15 protein-coding genes are annotated in these 15,562 nt (G+C 55.5%); 3 read left to right on the plus strand and 12 right to left on the minus strand.

Features of this window, described 5'->3' with window-relative positions:
* Nucleotides 1–8: 8 nt before the first annotated feature.
* The 5 genes from KGZ66_07525 to KGZ66_07545 form a co-directional block, all read right to left on the minus strand.
* Nucleotides 9–2,222 carry a hydratase gene (locus KGZ66_07525; protein ID MBS3985439.1) on the minus strand — a complete coding sequence of 738 codons (2,214 nt, stop codon included), beginning with the start codon at nucleotides 2,220–2,222 and terminating at the stop codon, nucleotides 9–11.
* A 23-nt stretch (nucleotides 2,223–2,245) separates the two neighbouring features.
* Nucleotides 2,246–3,787, minus strand: a complete 1,542-nt coding sequence (gene citF / locus KGZ66_07530) for a citrate lyase subunit alpha (GenBank protein MBS3985440.1) — start codon at nucleotides 3,785–3,787, stop codon at nucleotides 2,246–2,248.
* Between the two features lie 2 nt (nucleotides 3,788–3,789).
* Complete coding sequence (locus KGZ66_07535) at nucleotides 3,790–4,686, minus strand: HpcH/HpaI aldolase/citrate lyase family protein (GenBank protein ID MBS3985441.1); 897 nt, start codon at nucleotides 4,684–4,686, stop codon at nucleotides 3,790–3,792.
* The gene (gene citD, locus KGZ66_07540) at nucleotides 4,679–4,957 is read right to left on the minus strand and encodes a citrate lyase acyl carrier protein (protein ID MBS3985442.1); all 279 of its coding nucleotides are present in this window, start codon (nucleotides 4,955–4,957) and stop codon (nucleotides 4,679–4,681) included. The genes KGZ66_07535 and citD overlap by 8 nt, the downstream gene beginning before the upstream one ends.
* Before the next feature lie 242 nt (nucleotides 4,958–5,199).
* Nucleotides 5,200–5,859, minus strand: coding sequence for a GntR family transcriptional regulator (locus tag KGZ66_07545; GenBank protein ID MBS3985443.1), 660 nt, complete (start codon nucleotides 5,857–5,859; stop codon nucleotides 5,200–5,202).
* 119 nt (nucleotides 5,860–5,978) lie between these two features.
* On the opposite strand from KGZ66_07545, the gene iorA reads away from it, so the two are divergent.
* Entirely contained in the window at nucleotides 5,979–7,706 is a 1,728-nt protein-coding gene (iorA, locus tag KGZ66_07550; protein ID MBS3985444.1) for an indolepyruvate ferredoxin oxidoreductase subunit alpha, read from the plus strand.
* A complete protein-coding gene (locus KGZ66_07555) occupies nucleotides 7,706–8,308 on the plus strand; it encodes an indolepyruvate oxidoreductase subunit beta (GenBank protein MBS3985445.1) in 603 nt (200 codons plus the stop codon). Before iorA ends, KGZ66_07555 begins: the two co-directional genes overlap by 1 nt.
* 7 nt (nucleotides 8,309–8,315) lie before the next feature.
* On the opposite strand, the gene ahpF is transcribed toward KGZ66_07555, so the two are convergent.
* From ahpF to KGZ66_07590, 7 genes are all read right to left on the minus strand, one after another.
* Nucleotides 8,316–9,851: an alkyl hydroperoxide reductase subunit F gene (gene ahpF / locus KGZ66_07560; GenBank protein MBS3985446.1), complete on the minus strand. Its 1,536-nt coding sequence runs from the start codon at nucleotides 9,849–9,851 to the stop codon at nucleotides 8,316–8,318.
* Between the two features lie 11 nt (nucleotides 9,852–9,862).
* Nucleotides 9,863–10,426: a peroxiredoxin gene (gene ahpC / locus KGZ66_07565; GenBank protein MBS3985447.1), complete on the minus strand. Its 564-nt coding sequence runs from the start codon at nucleotides 10,424–10,426 to the stop codon at nucleotides 9,863–9,865.
* Between the two features lie 70 nt (nucleotides 10,427–10,496).
* Nucleotides 10,497–10,763, minus strand: a complete 267-nt coding sequence (locus KGZ66_07570) for a metal-sensitive transcriptional regulator (protein ID MBS3985448.1) — start codon at nucleotides 10,761–10,763, stop codon at nucleotides 10,497–10,499.
* A gap of 57 nt (nucleotides 10,764–10,820) precedes the next feature.
* Complete coding sequence (locus KGZ66_07575; protein ID MBS3985449.1) at nucleotides 10,821–11,564, minus strand: Uma2 family endonuclease; 744 nt, start codon at nucleotides 11,562–11,564, stop codon at nucleotides 10,821–10,823.
* Nucleotides 11,565–11,629: 65 nt separating this feature from the next.
* Nucleotides 11,630–12,577, minus strand: a complete 948-nt coding sequence (locus KGZ66_07580; GenBank protein MBS3985450.1) for an HDOD domain-containing protein — start codon at nucleotides 12,575–12,577, stop codon at nucleotides 11,630–11,632.
* A gap of 41 nt (nucleotides 12,578–12,618) precedes the next feature.
* The gene (locus KGZ66_07585) at nucleotides 12,619–12,828 is read right to left on the minus strand and encodes a hypothetical protein (GenBank protein MBS3985451.1); all 210 of its coding nucleotides are present in this window, start codon (nucleotides 12,826–12,828) and stop codon (nucleotides 12,619–12,621) included.
* 186 nt (nucleotides 12,829–13,014) lie between these two features.
* Complete coding sequence (locus KGZ66_07590) at nucleotides 13,015–13,908, minus strand: DUF4349 domain-containing protein (protein ID MBS3985452.1); 894 nt, start codon at nucleotides 13,906–13,908, stop codon at nucleotides 13,015–13,017.
* Between the two features lie 185 nt (nucleotides 13,909–14,093).
* Here KGZ66_07590 and KGZ66_07595 point away from each other — a divergent pair, with 185 nt between their 5' ends.
* Nucleotides 14,094–15,554: an IS5 family transposase gene (locus KGZ66_07595; GenBank protein MBS3985453.1), complete on the plus strand. Its 1,461-nt coding sequence runs from the start codon at nucleotides 14,094–14,096 to the stop codon at nucleotides 15,552–15,554.
* Nucleotides 15,555–15,562: the final 8 nt, after the last annotated feature.

A 15,562-nucleotide genomic window follows, 5' to 3' on the forward strand; every position in this document is an offset into this window, starting at 1 on the left:
TCGCACCGTCACCTGTGGCGGTAGAGATTGATCAAGCCCCCTTTCAAGAGAGTCTGCCGCTCCTCCGGAGTTAAAACCCCTACGGTGAGACGGATTTCGCGCGGAGCCGCGCCGAGGATGTAGGCACAGATGTCGACTTGCCCCAGTTCCAGGACCCGCCTGATGTCGGGGATATAGAGATAATCGCCGCAAGTCAATTTTGGGTCTTCTTGTATAAGGAAGGGCAGGATTCCCCAGTTGATTAGGTTAGCGCGATAGCGCCGTGTGGCGTAGGCATGGGCAATGTTTGCCCAACCACCGAGCACCCTTTGCGAAGAAGCTGCCTGCTCACGCGCCGAGCCGTCGCCAATCTTTTTGGCACAGATTACGCTTCCTAAGCCGATAGCTGCGTATCCTAGCTCTTCGTTGCTACGCAAGCGGCTGAAAACTGCCGTAAGCTCGGGAAAATGCGTGCTTAGGTCATGCCCTGCTCGTCTGGCTAGCTCAAAGGTCTGTACGTGCTTAGCATGCGCTACATAGGCTGGCTCCCTGCGGGCGAGCGCGAACTCGGCTAGACGCAGGGGGTTAGAGCGCAACGACGACACCTCGCCTGAGGGGAGCAAGTCGTCGGTCGTAGTTACGGGGTCTTTTAGCACCGCGGCGACACTAAGCAGCAAATGCTCGGGCAAGGCAGACATCTCCGGCCAATCCGTAATGTTTGGCCCAAGCCTTATTTCCGCGTCCATATCAGCCTTGCCAAACCCGTAATAGACTCGCTTAGCATAGATATCCGGCGTGAATTGGTATGAGGGGGAGCTTAGGCGCACGGCTAGGTCGGTAGCAGCCGTCAGCTTACCGCCGTTTAGTGCCGTCGCCGCGATAGAGCGGGAATCCATCAGTGCCACATAAGCCATTTGCCCCTCGTTTGGCACCGAGCCTTCGCGATGCACGAAGTTGCGCGTAGTGTGACGGATGGAAAAACCGCTGTTCGCCGGCACATCCCCCGCGCCAAAGCAAGGGCCACAAAAGGCAGAGCGCATAACCACACCTGCACCGAGCAGCTTTTCGGCTATACCGCTTTGCATAAGGCTCATATACATGGGCTGGCTTGAGGGATAAATGCTGAGAGAAAACTCACTGCTCCCGGCCGCTTTGCCGCCGATAATATCCGCTACCGCGGCAATGTTCTCAAACATACCGCCGGCACACCCGGCAATTACGGCTTGGTCGGCTACAAGTTTGCGACCCGTGAGAATGTCGCCTGGGTTAGCTTGGACTTCCTCAATAGTGAAGACGTTGCTCGGGTGAAACGGCAAGGCAATCATGGGCTTGACCAGAGACAAGTCGACATGCATCAGTCCGTCGTAGTAGGCGACTGCCTGCGGGGCTAACTGTCGATAGGCCGCCGGCCTGCCATGCGCCGCTAGATAGTCTTTTACTTTTTCATCTGTGCACCAGACGGACGAAAGGCACGCAGTCTCTGCCGTCATCACGTCTATGCCATGGCGAAACTCGACCGAGAGCTCATCTATGCCGCTACCAACGAACTCCATGATTTTGTCCTTGACATACCCGTTCTTAAAAACGGCCCCGATTATGGCTAAAGCCACGTCTTGCGGCCCCACACCGGGCTGCACGCTCCCGTCTAAGTATACTGCCACCACGTCAGGCGGCGTCAAAGTGTAAGTCTTGCCAAGGAGCTGTTTGACCAGCTCGCCGCCGCCTTCGCCGATACCTAGGGTCCCCAAGGCGCCATAGCGCGTATGGCTATCAGACCCGAGAATCATCATACCCCCGCCCGCCATCATTTCGCGCATGTACTGGTGGATGACCGCTAAGTGCGGCGGAACGTAGATGCCACCGTACTTTTTGGCGGCCGAAAGCGCGAAGGCGTGGTCGTCGGCGTTAATGGTGCCGCCTACCGCACAGAGGCTGTTATGGCAGTTAGTCAATACGTAAGGCAAGGGGAACTTGTCTAAGCCGCTCGCCCGTGCCGTCTGGATAATGCTGACGTGGGTAATATCGTGTGAGGCCAAAGCGTCAAAGCGTAGCTCTAGCCAAGCCGGGTCTGGCGAAGTGTTGTGCTTAGCTAGAATGGAGTGCGCAATGGTGCCCTGCCTGGCTTGTTCGCGCGTGACGACTCGGCCTTGGCGCAGCGCTATAGCGTTCTCGGCGTGTTGGTCGGCGTGGATGATTTCGCGCCCATCCACGAGGTAGACACCTGCGGGCGACAGCTTAACCATGACCTACCCTCCTCGCGCCTGTGTCACAGCACACGCCGCACAACGTCAATTAGCGTGCCGTCGCGGTACTCGACTAGTGCCACCAGTTCATCGCCTTGTGCTAAGGGCTCGGGCTTGCCGGTCAGTTTTTCTGCGCGCCACTGCAACTCTTCAATGGAAACGGTCGCAATGCCCGCTTCGTGTAGCCTCTCCCGCAGTGTCGGCTGTGTGGGGTTAACGGCGATGCCGCGCTCTGTGACCAACACGTCGATGCACTCTCCCGGTGTAATGACGGTATGCACGCTGTCCACCACAATGGGGAATCGCCCGCGAATGAGCGGCGCGGTAACTAACCGCAGTTTTGTCCCGGCTGCGGTATCGGAATGGCCTCCCGAGGCCCCCATCATAATGCCGTCCGAACCCGTAAGCACGTTAACGTTAAACGCTGTGTCTATTTCGGTGGCTGCCAGCATCATAATGTCGGTAATGTGAGCGGTACAGGCCTTAGCGTGCGGGTTAGCATAATAGGAGGCAGACATTTCGACGTGGCGCGGATTGGTGCGCAGACTCTCCACCGCGGCCAGGTCAAAACACTGTGTGTCCAAAATGGCCGAGAAGTACCCCTCCTTGAGCATCTCGCAGATGTAGCCGGTGCTACCCCCGGTAGAGAAGCCGCCGCGGAGACCCGTTGCAGCCATTTTTTCCTTGAGAAATTTGGCGACCGCGAGGGACGCTCCGCCTGTGCCAGCCTGAAACGAGAACCCCTCACAGAAATAGCCCGACGCCTCGATGACGCGCGTAGCTTGCGCCGCGATGTAGAGCTCAAGCGGGTCGCGCGTGAGGCGCGTTGCGCCCGTCATAATCCCCTTGGGGTCGCCAACTTTGTCTACCTGCACTACGAAGTCTACTTGCGTTTGCGGAATGCTGATGGGAAGCGCGGGATAAGGGACGATGTTATCCGTCACACCGACTACGCAATCTGCGTACTGCGCGTCTACCATGGCGTAGCCTAGAGAGCCGCATGCCGCGGGCCCGTGGATGCCGTTCATGTTGCCGTATATGTCTGCCGCCGACGCGCCTAGGAAGGCTACGTCTATCTTGAGTTCCCCAGATTCGATCGCGCGCGCACGGCCCCCATGTGAGCGAATGAGAACCGGGGACTTAAGCAAGGACTCGCGCGTTAGGACTTCGGCTAGCTCGCCGCGCAGGCCGCTGGTAGTGATGGCAGTGATGACGCCACTCCTAATGTGGGGGATGAGTGCCTGGTGAATGCTCTGCAGGGAGCTTGGCGCAAGTGTAATGTCCCTAAGGCCGAGTGCGGCGATTTCGTCTACGACCATGTTGACGAGCAGGTCGCCGTTCCTGAAGTGGTGATGAAAGGAGATGGTCATGCCGCTTTGAAGCCCACTCGCTAGGATGGCTTGGCGCAGGGACGACAACAACTTTTTGCCCCCTGCCGCAGGCTTGCAGAGAGGCGGAGCATAGCGGCGGCCTGTAGGCGGGGTGGCAAAAACGCCGGCGAAGGGCTCGAACTCCCCTAGGTTCTCGACAAATGAGGGCACTAAGCGGCCTACTTTATTAGCTATCATCACCGCACTCTCCCCTCTAGCGAGCTCTCGCTTGCCTTGGCTAGACTTACGATTCGTTGCGCTTTAGCGACAATCGGGCCGTCTACCATTTTGCCGTCGACCGCAATCACGCCGCTTCCTTGCTGCAGCGCATCGGCAAAGGCGGCGAGTACGCGCTCCGCTTTCATAACTTCCTCGGCCGTGGGTGAAAACACGTCGTGTACAACCGCTATTTGGCGAGGGTGCACGCAACTTTTCCCCGCAAAGCCCATCTGCTTGGCGGCATGCACATCGGCTCTAAAGCCCGCATCGTCGTCGACCTGCGAATACACGGTGTCGATAGGGTCTATACCTGCCGCGCGTGCCGCTAGGACTACGGCTGCACGCGCTAAGAGCAGTTCGTGCCCGTGAGATGTGCGCTCCGACTGAATGCTGTTTGTAAAATCCTCGGCGCCAAATGACATCGCCACTAAGCGTGGAGAGGCTAAAGCAATTTCGCGCGCGTTTAGGACGCCTTGGGCAGTCTCAATGGCAGCCATAATCTTTATTGTGCCAGGCGTTAAGGCAGCTTCCGCTTCGCACTTAGTTAGGAGTTCATCCAAACAGGCGATATCTTCCGCCGACTCGACCATGGCCAAGCGCAGCGCGTGCGGCCGCGCCGGGGTAAGCGCGCGTACGTCCTCCGCGAAGAAGGGGGTGTGGCGGGCGTTAATGCGCACGCATATCTCCGAGGGGCCAAAATCCAGGGTCTTAAGCGCACTGACTACGAGTTCGCGTGCGGCGTCCTTTTGGTCAACTGCCACCGCGTCCTCCAAATCTAGAATAATGCTGTCGGGCGCAAAGACCGGAGCATCAATGATGAGTGCCGGGTTATTGCCGGGCACAAACAACATACTGCGACGAAGACGTTTAGGCATCGGCGGCGACCTCCATCGCTCTTTTTAGGGCCGTCGTTACCCGGGCCCGCAGCACGAAATCTAGAGCACCACTGTCCACAATTTCTATAGAAGCAGCGGTAACACCCAATAGAGCGGCCACTGCGCGCACGCTTGCCTGCATAGATGAAGCGAACCTAGGGCCGACTTTGCTCTTAATGTTCACCGCGAGATTATCGGCGACAGCCGGTGCTACCTGCACCAAGACATCGCCGGATTCGAGACTCCCGGCCTGTGCGTAGCGTTTAATCAATGCAGCATCGCTCCACTCTGTATGTCTTTACCTTGACCGCAAGGACACATGGCTCTGCTATGTATTCATGGATACACAGCACGCCGATATGAGCGCATGGATAGCAGAATACCGCCCTTTTCGCCCAGTCCCCGCTAGTTATTGAGCTCTGATGGATTCATGTATACATTCTAAACGATTTCATCCGCGCCTGCAAGCACTATTTGCGCTTGCAAGACTTTTTTGTGAGTTCGAGCATGACTTTATGCCCACTCCTCTAGATAAGCCGCCTTGGCGTTCTCTACATGCCTGCGAGCTAAAAGCTCGGCTAGTTCGGCATCCCGCGCCTCTACAGCATCAACTATGGCGCAGTGTTCCTTCCATGCTAAGAGCTGTCGCTCGGGGGTCGTCAGGCTGATGCCGCGCAAGCTGCGCAGCTGCCCGGTAAAGGAGCCTACTAGCTGTTCAATGCGGGGGCTCCGGCTCGCCCTAATTAGGATGGAGTTAAACTCAGCATGTACCGCCATGTAACCCCCCAGGTTCTCCGGCAGCGGCCGCATTTTTTCAAGCCTTGTGCGCAGCTCCCACACCTCGTTGCGCGTGATGAGATGGGCCGCTAGTCTAACTGCTAATCCCTCTAAGACTGAACGAATATTATAGATTTCTATGGCATCTTCTTGCTTAAGGCTGCACACAATCGTCCCACGGCGGGGTGTGACGACGATTAGCGCTTCTTGCTCTAGCATGCGCAAAGCCTCACGCACCGGCGTGCGACTCACGCCGAGCTGTTTAGCTAACTGCGTGTCGAAGAGGCGCTCGCCTGAGGCCAAGTGCCCGCGCAAAATGGCCGTGCGCAATTTCTCATGCACAATGTCTCTTATTGGCCGTAGGTCTGTTACTTCTACCGGCGTCAGTACCGACATGCATACAACTCCTTGCATCAAACAGAAATTCCTGCACACAGTATACCACTCCCGGCGCTAAAGCAGAAAGCGAAGGTGTGTGATAAAATATAGGGTGGAAAAATCGTAGGAGGGTTACGATGAAAGCACTGCTTACAGGTAACGAGGCCATTGCCCGTGGCGCGTATGAGTTCGGCGTCACGGTAGCGGCGGCCTACCCGGGGACGCCGAGCACCGAGATACTGGAGAATGTGGGCCAGTACAAGGAGATTAAGGCGCAGTGGTCGCCTAACGAGAAAGTCGCGATGGAAGTGGCGGTGGGCTCCTCGATTGCCGGCGCGCGCACGTTAGCGGCGATGAAGCACGTAGGCGTAAACGTCGCGGCTGACCCTTTGTTTACTATGTCCTACGCAGGAGTAAACGGAGGCTTGGTGCTAGTCTCGGCGGACGACCCTGGTATGCACAGCTCACAGAACGAGCAGGACAACAGGTACTACGCGAAGTTCGCTAAAGTTCCCATGCTTGAACCAAGCGACAGCCAAGAAGCTAAGGATTATGTGGGACTCGGGCTAGAGATTAGCGAGCGGTTTGATGTGCCCGTGCTGCTTAGGGTTACTACGCGCATTTCCCATTCTAAGACGCTCGTGGAACTAAGAGACCCTATACTTCGGACAGTAAAGCCTTACGTGAAGGACATTAAAAAGTACGTTATGATGCCGGCCTTTGCGCGCGCGAAGCGACTAGAGCTCGAGCAGAGATACGCCCGCCTTAAGGAGTACAGCGAAACGACGCCTGTAAACCGCGTTGCATGGGGCGACAAGCGGATTGGCGTTATTACGTCGGGCATTGCATTTCAATACGCGCGGGAGGCGCTCCCGCACGTCTCTATTCTTAAGCTCGGGTTAACCTGGCCGCTGCCCGAGAAGTTAATTAAAGCCTTTGCCGCCGCAGTCGAAACGCTTTACGTTATCGAGGAAGGTGAGCCCTATCTGGAAGAACACGTAAAGGCTCTCGGAATACCGGTAGTTGGCAAGGGTATCTTCCCAAGCGTGGGCGAACTATCTGTACGGACAGTTTTGCAGGCCTTCGGTGGCTCGGGCGTGGCGACTGGAAAGCCTGCGGCACAAGTCCCTGTGCGCCCGCCTGTGCTCTGCCCCGGGTGTCCGCACCGCCCGGTGTTTTATCTGCTTAAGCAGTTGAAGCTGTTTGTTACTGGGGATATTGGCTGCTATACGCTGGGGGCACTGCCGCCGCTTGACTCTATGGACACGTGCATCTGCATGGGCGCATCGGTGCCGATGGCGCTAGGCTTCGAGAAGGCCCACCCGGAGCTCGCAGAGAAGACCGTCGCGGTTATCGGGGATTCGACTTTTGTGCATAGCGGTATTACCGGCTTAATCGACATCGTCTACAACCGCGGCACTTCTACCGTGCTGATTCTAGACAACAGCACCACCGCCATGACCGGCCACCAAGAGCATCCCGGCACCGGCAAGACGCTCGACCGGCAGCCTACGGCAGCCCTAGATATTGAGGCGCTGTGCAAGGCTGTAGGCGTAAAACGCACTTTTGTCGTCGACCCGTTTGATATGGCGGGACTTAAGGAAGCTTTGCAGCGCGAGGTCGCTACGCGCGAACCTAGCGTAATTATCGCCAAGCGGCCATGCGTGTTAATCGTTAAGCAGGAAGACCCGTTGCTTACCATCGACCACGCGAAGTGCGTAGGCTGCAAAATATGCATGCGCCTTGGCTGCCCGGCTATCAGCCACGACAACAAAAAGAGCACCGTCAATGCGGCGCTTTGTGTAGGTTGCGCAGTCTGCGCGCAGGTCTGTAAGTTTGACGCTTTTGTAAGGGAGGCCGATTAATGCGTACTCAGAACATCCTGCTGGTCGGCGTGGGCGGCCAAGGCACTATCCTCGCCGCCAAGATTCTCGCCGAAGTTGCCGTGCTGCAAGGGTTTGACGTCAAGATGTCTGAAGTACACGGCATGGCGCAGCGCGGCGGCAGTGTAGTTACACACGTGCGCTTAGGCGAGCAAGTGCATAGCCCCCTTGTAGAACAGGGCGAGGCCGACTACATTGTGGCCTTTGAAAGACTGGAAGCGCTGCGTTGGGCGCACTTTCTGCGCGAGGGCGGCTGTATTGTGGTTAACGACCAAAGAATCGACCCCATGACCGTTATTACCGGGCAGTTCCGCTATCCGCCGGAAATCCTGGCGACGCTGCAGGCGGGCGCAGGCGATGTAGTGGTGTTAGACGCCTTGCAGCTCGCGCGCGAAGTGGGTAGCATTAAGGCTGTAAACGTCGTGCTGCTTGGCGCTCTCGCCGAGCGGATGCAGATAGAGAAAGACCGGTGGCTAGAAGCCATTCGCCGCACTGTCCCCGCCAAGACGCTTGCGCTAAACCTAGAGGCCTTTGCGGCGGGGTTTGCAGCGGCAGGCGCTCCCGAGCAGGCGGATGCCTACTAGACGCCCGTTAGGCTTCTAGTTTCATCAGATAGTCGAACGCGCCTAGGGCTGCGGTTGCGCCGGAACCCATGGCGATGACAATTTGCTTGTAGGCGGTGTCGGTGCAGTCGCCGGCGGCAAACACGCCGGGTAGACTCGTGGCACCGTGTTTGTCTACGACTATTTCGCCCATCCAGTTTCTTTCCAGGGTGTCTTTTAGCCACGCGGTGTTAGGCACAAGGCCGATTAGGATAAAGACGCCGTCGACGGCAAGCTGTTTGGTCCTGTTGGTGTCGCGCTCCATATAGGTTAGGCCGTTCACTTTGTCTGCTCCGGTAATCTCAGTGGTCTTCACGTTCTTAAGCACAGTCACGTTCGCAAGGCTGTAGAGGCGCTTCTGGAGCACGGCATCGGCCTTAAGCTCCGGCATAAACTCTAGCACCGTTACGTGCTTGGCCACACAGGCTAAGTCAATCGCGGCCTCGACACCGGAGTTGCCGCCGCCTATTACGGCCACATTCTTGCCCTTAAACAGTGGGCCGTCGCAATGCGGGCAATAGGCGATACCTTTGTTCTTAAACTCCTTTTCGCCGGGGATGTTAAGGCTTCGCCACTGCGCGCCGGTGGCTAGGACGACTGTCTTACTCTTAAGCCTTGCACCGTCCGCGAGCTCGAGTTCAAGCAAAGTTTCCCGCGAAAGCTTGCGCGCCGAAAGCCCGGCAAGGACGTCGATGTTGTAGGCCTTGATATGCTCTTCGAGGCCAAGGGCAAGCTTCGGCCCCTCGGTGTAGGGCATGCCTATGAAGTTCTCGATGCCTAAAGTGTCTTTCACTTGGCCGCCAAGTCGGTCCGCCACCATGGCGGTGCGCAGATTCTTGCGGGCGGCGTATATGGCCGCCGCAACACCTGCCGGGCCGCCGCCTACTACTAAGACGTCGTACGGTGTATCAGCAAGCTCTTTCGGGAGGGCTTGTTTGGCACCTAGCTTAGCTAGAATTTCCTCTAGCTCCATGCGTCCGCTCGCGAGGTGCTCGCCGTTAACAAACACCGTCGGCACAGCCATAACCTGACGCTGCTCGGCCTCGGCGGCAAAGACGGCACCGTTAATTGTTACAGTGGATATCCCTTCATTTAGGACGCTCATCAGGTTGAGCGCTTGCACAACCTCTGGGCAATTGTGGCAGCTAAGGCTTACAAATACTTCGAAGTTATAGACGCCGCGCAGCTTGCATATCTCCTGCACCGTTTTGGCTGAAGCTTTCGGCGCGCGTCCGCTTACCTGCAGGATGGCTAATACGAGAGAAGCGAACTCATGCCCCATGGGCACGCCAGCAAAGGTGACACCTGTGCACTCTAGCGGGCGGTCTACCTGAAAACTAGGCGTGCGGGGTAACGTGACATACTCGGCCTTAATACGCGGCGAAGCGCGGAGCAGTTCTTGGACTAGTTCTTCCACGTGGCGCGAGTCGCGGTCGTCGCCTAGGCTTACTTTGAGGACTACCTCGCCCTCCATGAGAGCGAGGTAGTCTTTAAGTTGCGTTCGTAAATTATCGTCAAGAAGCATAAACGTGCTACCTATATTTTCCCGACCAGGTCAATGCCGGGAGTGAGCGTTTTGGAGTCTTCCTGCCACTTGGCGGGGCAAACCTCGTTGGGATTCTTGCGTACGTACTGGGCGGCCTTAATTTTGTTAATCAAAGTGCTGGCGTCGCGCCCGATGCCGCCAGCGTTAATCTCTACAGCTTGAATAACGCCATCGGGGTCGACTATAAACGTGCCGCGGTCGGCCAAACCTGCTTCCTCAATGAGGACGCCGAAGTTGCGCGAAATGACATGCGACGGGTCGCCAATCATGGTGTACTTAATCTTCTTAATGGCGGGTGAGCTATCGTGCCAGGCTTTGTGCGCGAAGTGTGTGTCCGTTGAAACCGAGTACACTTCGGCACCAAGCGCCTTTAGCTTCTCGTATTCGTTCTGCAGGTCCTCAAGTTCGGTTGGGCAGACAAAGGTAAAGTCGGCGGGATAAAAGGCAATTATGCTCCACTTCCCCAGCAGGTCTTGGTCGGTGACGGCAACAAACTTGCCCTCCTTAAAGGCATTGGCTTTAAAGGGCAGCACCTTGGTTCCGATTAGTGACATTGAACACGCCTCCTTAGGTTTAATCGTAATAATTATTACCTAGGAGTACGTATTTGTCAAGCCTATCGAGCTACAACTTCCCTAGGAGCTTAATCGCCGCTTCAATGGCCTCATCTGGGTCCTGACCGGTCTGCATTTGAGATTTGACGGCATCGGCCATAAAACAGCCAAGCACCTTCATGCCAACCTGGTCAACCGCGGCCTTCATAGCGGCCAACTGAATGAGAACTTTTTCGCAGTCTGCCTGTTCGTCAATCAGGCGCTGCACTCCCCTCGCCTGGCCTTCAATGCGACTCAGGCGGTTCTTAAGCTCTACTGCTAGTTTTTCTTTGTTCATACAACATCCTCCTGGCCAGAACCTTGCTCTTTATAGCACCCGCCTTAGGCACATTAACTACCACAGAGCCGAAAGTGATACCTGCAGTCCGGGCAGTCTTGGGTGAGATACCACTTCGCTATCCATACCGCTGGCTACAAGTGCGTAGAGCCCCCCACTGAGGCAGTAACACTCCATGGTCTTTTCTTCCGGGTCGACTATCCAATAGTGGGCCACCCCTGCATTTTGGTAAATACGCATCTTTTGCAGCCTGTCCTTGCGCAGGCTAGACGGCGACAAAATTTCAACAACAAGCGTCGGTGCACCGTCGACCCGCGCGTGCAACACAAGCTCTTTCTGTTGTGACGAAACGTAGAAAAGGTCGGGCTGTACGACTGTGTGCTTGCCTAGGGTAAGGTCCAAAGGTGCATCAAACACCTCGCCCGCAGGGTCTATGGCCAGAAAATAATCTTCTAGTATGCGCTGAAGGCGACGCGACACGCGCTGATGTGGCACAGTTGCAGACGGCTCCTTCACAAGCAGGCCGTCTAGCACTTCTAGGCGAAATCCCGGTTCCTCGGGCATAGCGCAGTAATCCTCGTAGGTTATCTTCTTGGATCCATCCGCAGAGTACTCCCCCGCTCGCTCCTTAACCTCGCCGCTTAATGCCTTTAGAACATCGGACAGCTGGTAGCGGTACTGCCTGCCGCTAAGCTCGATAAACGGTATGCGCTGTTCCCGCGTATAGCGCCAAATAGTCTCTACCGACAGGTTAAGTTCCTTCGCCAACATCTGCGCCGTGATCAAGCTGTTATCAACCATTGACAACCCACCTCAACACTAATATACAGAGACGAAGAGGTGCTGTCAACAAAAATGAGCAGCTGTTAGCCTATCTGGTTCACCCAATGCAGAGCATCAAAATATGCCGACATAAACTCCCCCACTGGTACTCGGCAGAAAAGGTCGCTTAATTCTACCGTGTGCCACTCGGCGCGTTCGTAGGCAATTACGCTCTCTAACGCCGTGCGTAAGTCGTTGCGTTCCCCCAGTAGTGCGCTGCGCACCCCGGTTGGTAGAGGTAGATCCTTAACAAGATCCGCCATTGGGCGACTGAGAAGTGTGTCTATCGAAGAGAAGAGACCGGTAAGAAAGTGGGCAAACTCCCCCTGCGACTCGCTAGGGTAGCGCGCAATCTCTTCCATAAGCTTCCCACGCACTAAGCAGCTCTTGACTAGCTCTAGATTCTTGCCTGGGGCTTGTATGTCCATCAGAATCATCAGGTAAACCCACTTGCGAAACTCATTGAGTCCAATGCGCAGCAGTGCTTGCTCAATTGATTCAATTCGCTGTACCGAGCCATAGGCCGCCGAGTTAGCTAGCCTTAACAGCTTGTACATTAAGCCAACATCGCGCTCGATAATCGCCTTTATTGCCTGGTAATCCGGCTCTTCTCTGGATAGCTCGGTAACTATCTTGACTAGTCTTGCGTTAAAGGGCTGAATTTCGCGACCCGAGATAATCGCAGGCTTGCTAAAAAAGTAGCCCTGGAAGAGGTGAAACCCGAGCCTATGCGCTGAGTCAAAATCAGCCTGCGTGTCGAGTTTCTCGGCGACAAAGCATTTCTCTCCACGATAATGGAAAAAGAACTGCTTCTGTGAGTCGTCGCGCAGTGAGCCTAGTTCCAGTTTGACGATTGAGGCGAGTTCGAGCAGCGGCTGCATCTCTTCCCGGTGCACATAGTCGTCAAGCGCGAGCACATAGCCCTGCTTTACTAGCTTGCGGCAGGCCGAGACAACGGAGTCCGTGGGCAAAACTCGCTCTAGCACTTCCACGACCAGGTGCTCTTTGGGTAAGAGCAGGGGCACCTCGCGTTCTAGCAGGTCGCCGGAGAAATTGATAAAAGCGCGTGTGCCGCTCGTGAGGTCGCCAAAGTGCATAGCACGTTGTTGATTAACTCAGCCGTGGCCTGATTGTCGCTCAGCCCTTCAAAGAAATTGTTCTGGCTACGGCGGTAGAGAAGCTCGTAGCCGTATGTCTTCATGCGTCGGTCAAAGATAGGCTGTCGGCCGACATACACATCCAAATGAACTCCTCCAAGCATGGAAAGTGGCAAAACTAAGCCTTAGCCGTGATGCTCCGGCAAGGCTTAGCGCCATCCATTTTGTTTGCTATGGCGAGACGGCGTCTATACAGATTGCTAGTCTCTGCCATATTTCGACACGCATAGACAGAATCCTGCTACTCTTTAGGCGGAATTTGAACTGCCTACCTAGGAAACAGCCGGTGGCTTTTTACTAGAGTTTAGCCGCCGATACACAAGCAACACAATCACAAGCGCGGGTAGCAATATTATGAGGAGCGGCAGACCGGCGGCAAGGAGCACGAGGGTTCCTGAGACAAACTCCACTACAGTGTTTAGGCCCTGTCTGAATGCTGCGCTTAGGCGCTTGCCAAGACCCGCAAACCCTACCGGCCGCGGCGTAACCGCACCTTTGACTGGGGTAAGGCGGAGGTTTACAGTCGCCATCGCCACGTTGTGCGTCAGGAGCTTAAGGCGACCGGTCGCCTGCTCGATTTCAATGCGCACGCGGGTGAGGTGGCTTTCTACCTTAAGGTAGTCGTCAATGGTATTAGCGCGACGCAGGAGCTCTAGCAGGCGGGCCTCCTCTTGCCGCATAACAGCGAGGCGCGCCTCAAGGTCGGTGTATTCTTCTGTGACGTCTTGGCGATTCGAACTCGAGCTCTGCACGGTACCAAGCGCCTGGAGTAGACGCACGACCTCAGCCGATTTAGCGCTTGGGATGCGCAACGTGAAATCCCAAGCCTGCATTTCCGTGAGATTAATAAAGCTTGAGCTCTGCACATAGCCGCCATGAGCCGTGGTAATGCGCAACACCTCGGCTTGGGCTTCGTCAAGGTGCGGTACTTCCACCGCCATTTGCATGTGCTCGATTACTTGGCGGTCGACAGGCGCAACCGTGCGCGAACTAAACGCGGCATCCGTAATGGTCTGCACGCCGCCCTTTTGCGTCGTCAAGGCCTCTTCGCTACGGCCCGCTAGCTGCTCACCCTGCCGCTGGCCGCTTTGCAGCACAAACAAACCCACGGCACCAAGGAACACGAGACCAACCATAAGAACCGCAACCATTGACTTGTATCGCATACGATTCCCCCCACTGCTTTGCTACAGCTATTTAGGGCTTGCTGAATAACCCCAAGACCCTTGACACTACTGCGTCTTCCCCTTGTTTGTGGTATAATGAGTGCATGGAAACTGCTTGTTTGCCTGCAGAATCTGTGCACTTGAGGAATTTCAGTGGTCTTTGAAATTCCATTTGGAGGGCTATCATGTATCGACATAATGAGCGTCAAACGATTCTCCCCGATGAATTTTTCCTTCCCTTCGGGGGGAAGCTCAACCCTAGCAATCGCTGGTGTCAGCTAGCGTCCATGGTGGCGTGGGACGTTGTTGAAGACAAATATGCTGTGCACTTTACCGCCAATAGAGGAAGGCCTGCCTATTCCGTACGGATGGCACTCGGTGCTTTAATCATCCAGAATCGACGGCAGCTATCTGACCGCGATCTCGTCGAGGAAGTGATGGAAAACCCCTACTTGCAGTATTTCGTTGGGCTACATTCTTTCGCAAAGGAGAGGCCCTTTGACCATTCAACCGTGCACTACTTCCGTGAACGCTTCGGCGCAGACATCATCAATGAGATCAACGAACTGATTGTAAAAGCTGCTGTGAAGTCCAAGGACTCTGATGGTCATCCGCCCGCGAGTACAGACTCAGACGGAGAGAAGCCAACGGCAGAACCGCCAGACAATGCGGGAACACTCCTGCTAGATGCCACTTGTGTGCCGGCGGACATACACTACCCGACAGACCCAGGACTATTGAACAAGACTCGCGAGGCCCTAGAGGAGATTGTCGATGTTCTCTGGGAGCCGCATGCGGGCACCGAGAAGAAGCCCAGAACATATCGACAACTTGCTCGTCGCAGCCATATTAGCTTTGATAAGAAGAGAATCAAGTCTCATCTCCTCATTCGTAAGTCCGTCGGCAAACAGCTGCGATACATCAAGCGAAACATCAAATCTACCCATGCCTTGATCCAGAGAAGCTCTCTCAGCCTGCTTAGTTCTCGGCAGTACAAGAACCTCCTAGTGTGCCAAGAGATTTATCGCCAACAGCTTGAGATGTACAAGAGCCGTACCCACACAACGCCAGAGCGCATCGTAAGCCTACACATGCCATTTGTGCGCCCCATAGTGCGAGGGAAGGCAGGGACACCAGTTGAATTTGGGGCCAAGCTCGCCATCAGCAATGTAAACGGGTACTCCTTCATGGAACGCGTCAGCTTTGACCCGTTTAACGAAGCTAACACCCTGATGGAATCAGTAGAGAACTACAGGCGCCGCTTTGGGACTTATCCACAAGCCGTAATTGCGGACAAGATCTATCGCAATCGCGAGAACCTAGCCTTCTGTAAGCAACGTGGTATTCGGCTGTCAGGACCACCCCTCGGCCGGCCCACCAAAGACGAAGCCCTGTTGAAACAGCAGAAACGTGATGAACGCGAAGATGCCCGAACTCGAAACCGCATAGAAGCCGTCTTCGGTGAAGGGAAGCGTTTCTATGGGTTGGGGCACGTAATGACTCGACTGAAAGAGACCAGCGAGACAGTCATTGCCATACAATTAATGGTAATGAACTTGGAGCGTAGGCTCCGGGTTCTCTTTGTCCATTTTTTGCGATTGCTGGTTTCCCGCCAAAAAGGGCTTCTTGCAGCACTTTGGACTTAATCAGCAAT

Source organism: Selenomonadales bacterium (assembly GCA_018335585.1).
Classification (GTDB): domain Bacteria; phylum Bacillota; class UBA994; order UBA994; family UBA994; genus UBA994.

What these genes read in the sequence shown, in the direction of transcription:
- ahpC (MBS3985447.1), bottom strand. Translation starts at nt 10,426, where the DNA reads ATGTCACTAATCGGAACCAAGGTGCTGCCCTTTAAAGCCAATGCCTTT.
- KGZ66_07555 (MBS3985445.1), top strand. Translation starts at nt 7,706, where the DNA reads ATGCGTACTCAGAACATCCTGCTGGTCGGCGTGGGCGGCCAAGGCACT.
- KGZ66_07535 (MBS3985441.1), bottom strand. Translation starts at nt 4,686, where the DNA reads ATGCCTAAACGTCTTCGTCGCAGTATGTTGTTTGTGCCCGGCAATAAC.
- KGZ66_07595 (MBS3985453.1), top strand. Translation starts at nt 14,094, where the DNA reads ATGTATCGACATAATGAGCGTCAAACGATTCTCCCCGATGAATTTTTC.
- KGZ66_07570 (MBS3985448.1), bottom strand. Translation starts at nt 10,763, where the DNA reads ATGAACAAAGAAAAACTAGCAGTAGAGCTTAAGAACCGCCTGAGTCGC.
- KGZ66_07525 (MBS3985439.1), bottom strand. Translation starts at nt 2,222, where the DNA reads ATGGTTAAGCTGTCGCCCGCAGGTGTCTACCTCGTGGATGGGCGCGAA.
- ahpF (MBS3985446.1), bottom strand. Translation starts at nt 9,851, where the DNA reads ATGCTTCTTGACGATAATTTACGAACGCAACTTAAAGACTACCTCGCT.
- KGZ66_07575 (MBS3985449.1), bottom strand. Translation starts at nt 11,564, where the DNA reads ATGGTTGATAACAGCTTGATCACGGCGCAGATGTTGGCGAAGGAACTT.
- KGZ66_07590 (MBS3985452.1), bottom strand. Translation starts at nt 13,908, where the DNA reads ATGCGATACAAGTCAATGGTTGCGGTTCTTATGGTTGGTCTCGTGTTC.
- iorA (MBS3985444.1), top strand. Translation starts at nt 5,979, where the DNA reads ATGAAAGCACTGCTTACAGGTAACGAGGCCATTGCCCGTGGCGCGTAT.
- KGZ66_07545 (MBS3985443.1), bottom strand. Translation starts at nt 5,859, where the DNA reads ATGTCGGTACTGACGCCGGTAGAAGTAACAGACCTACGGCCAATAAGA.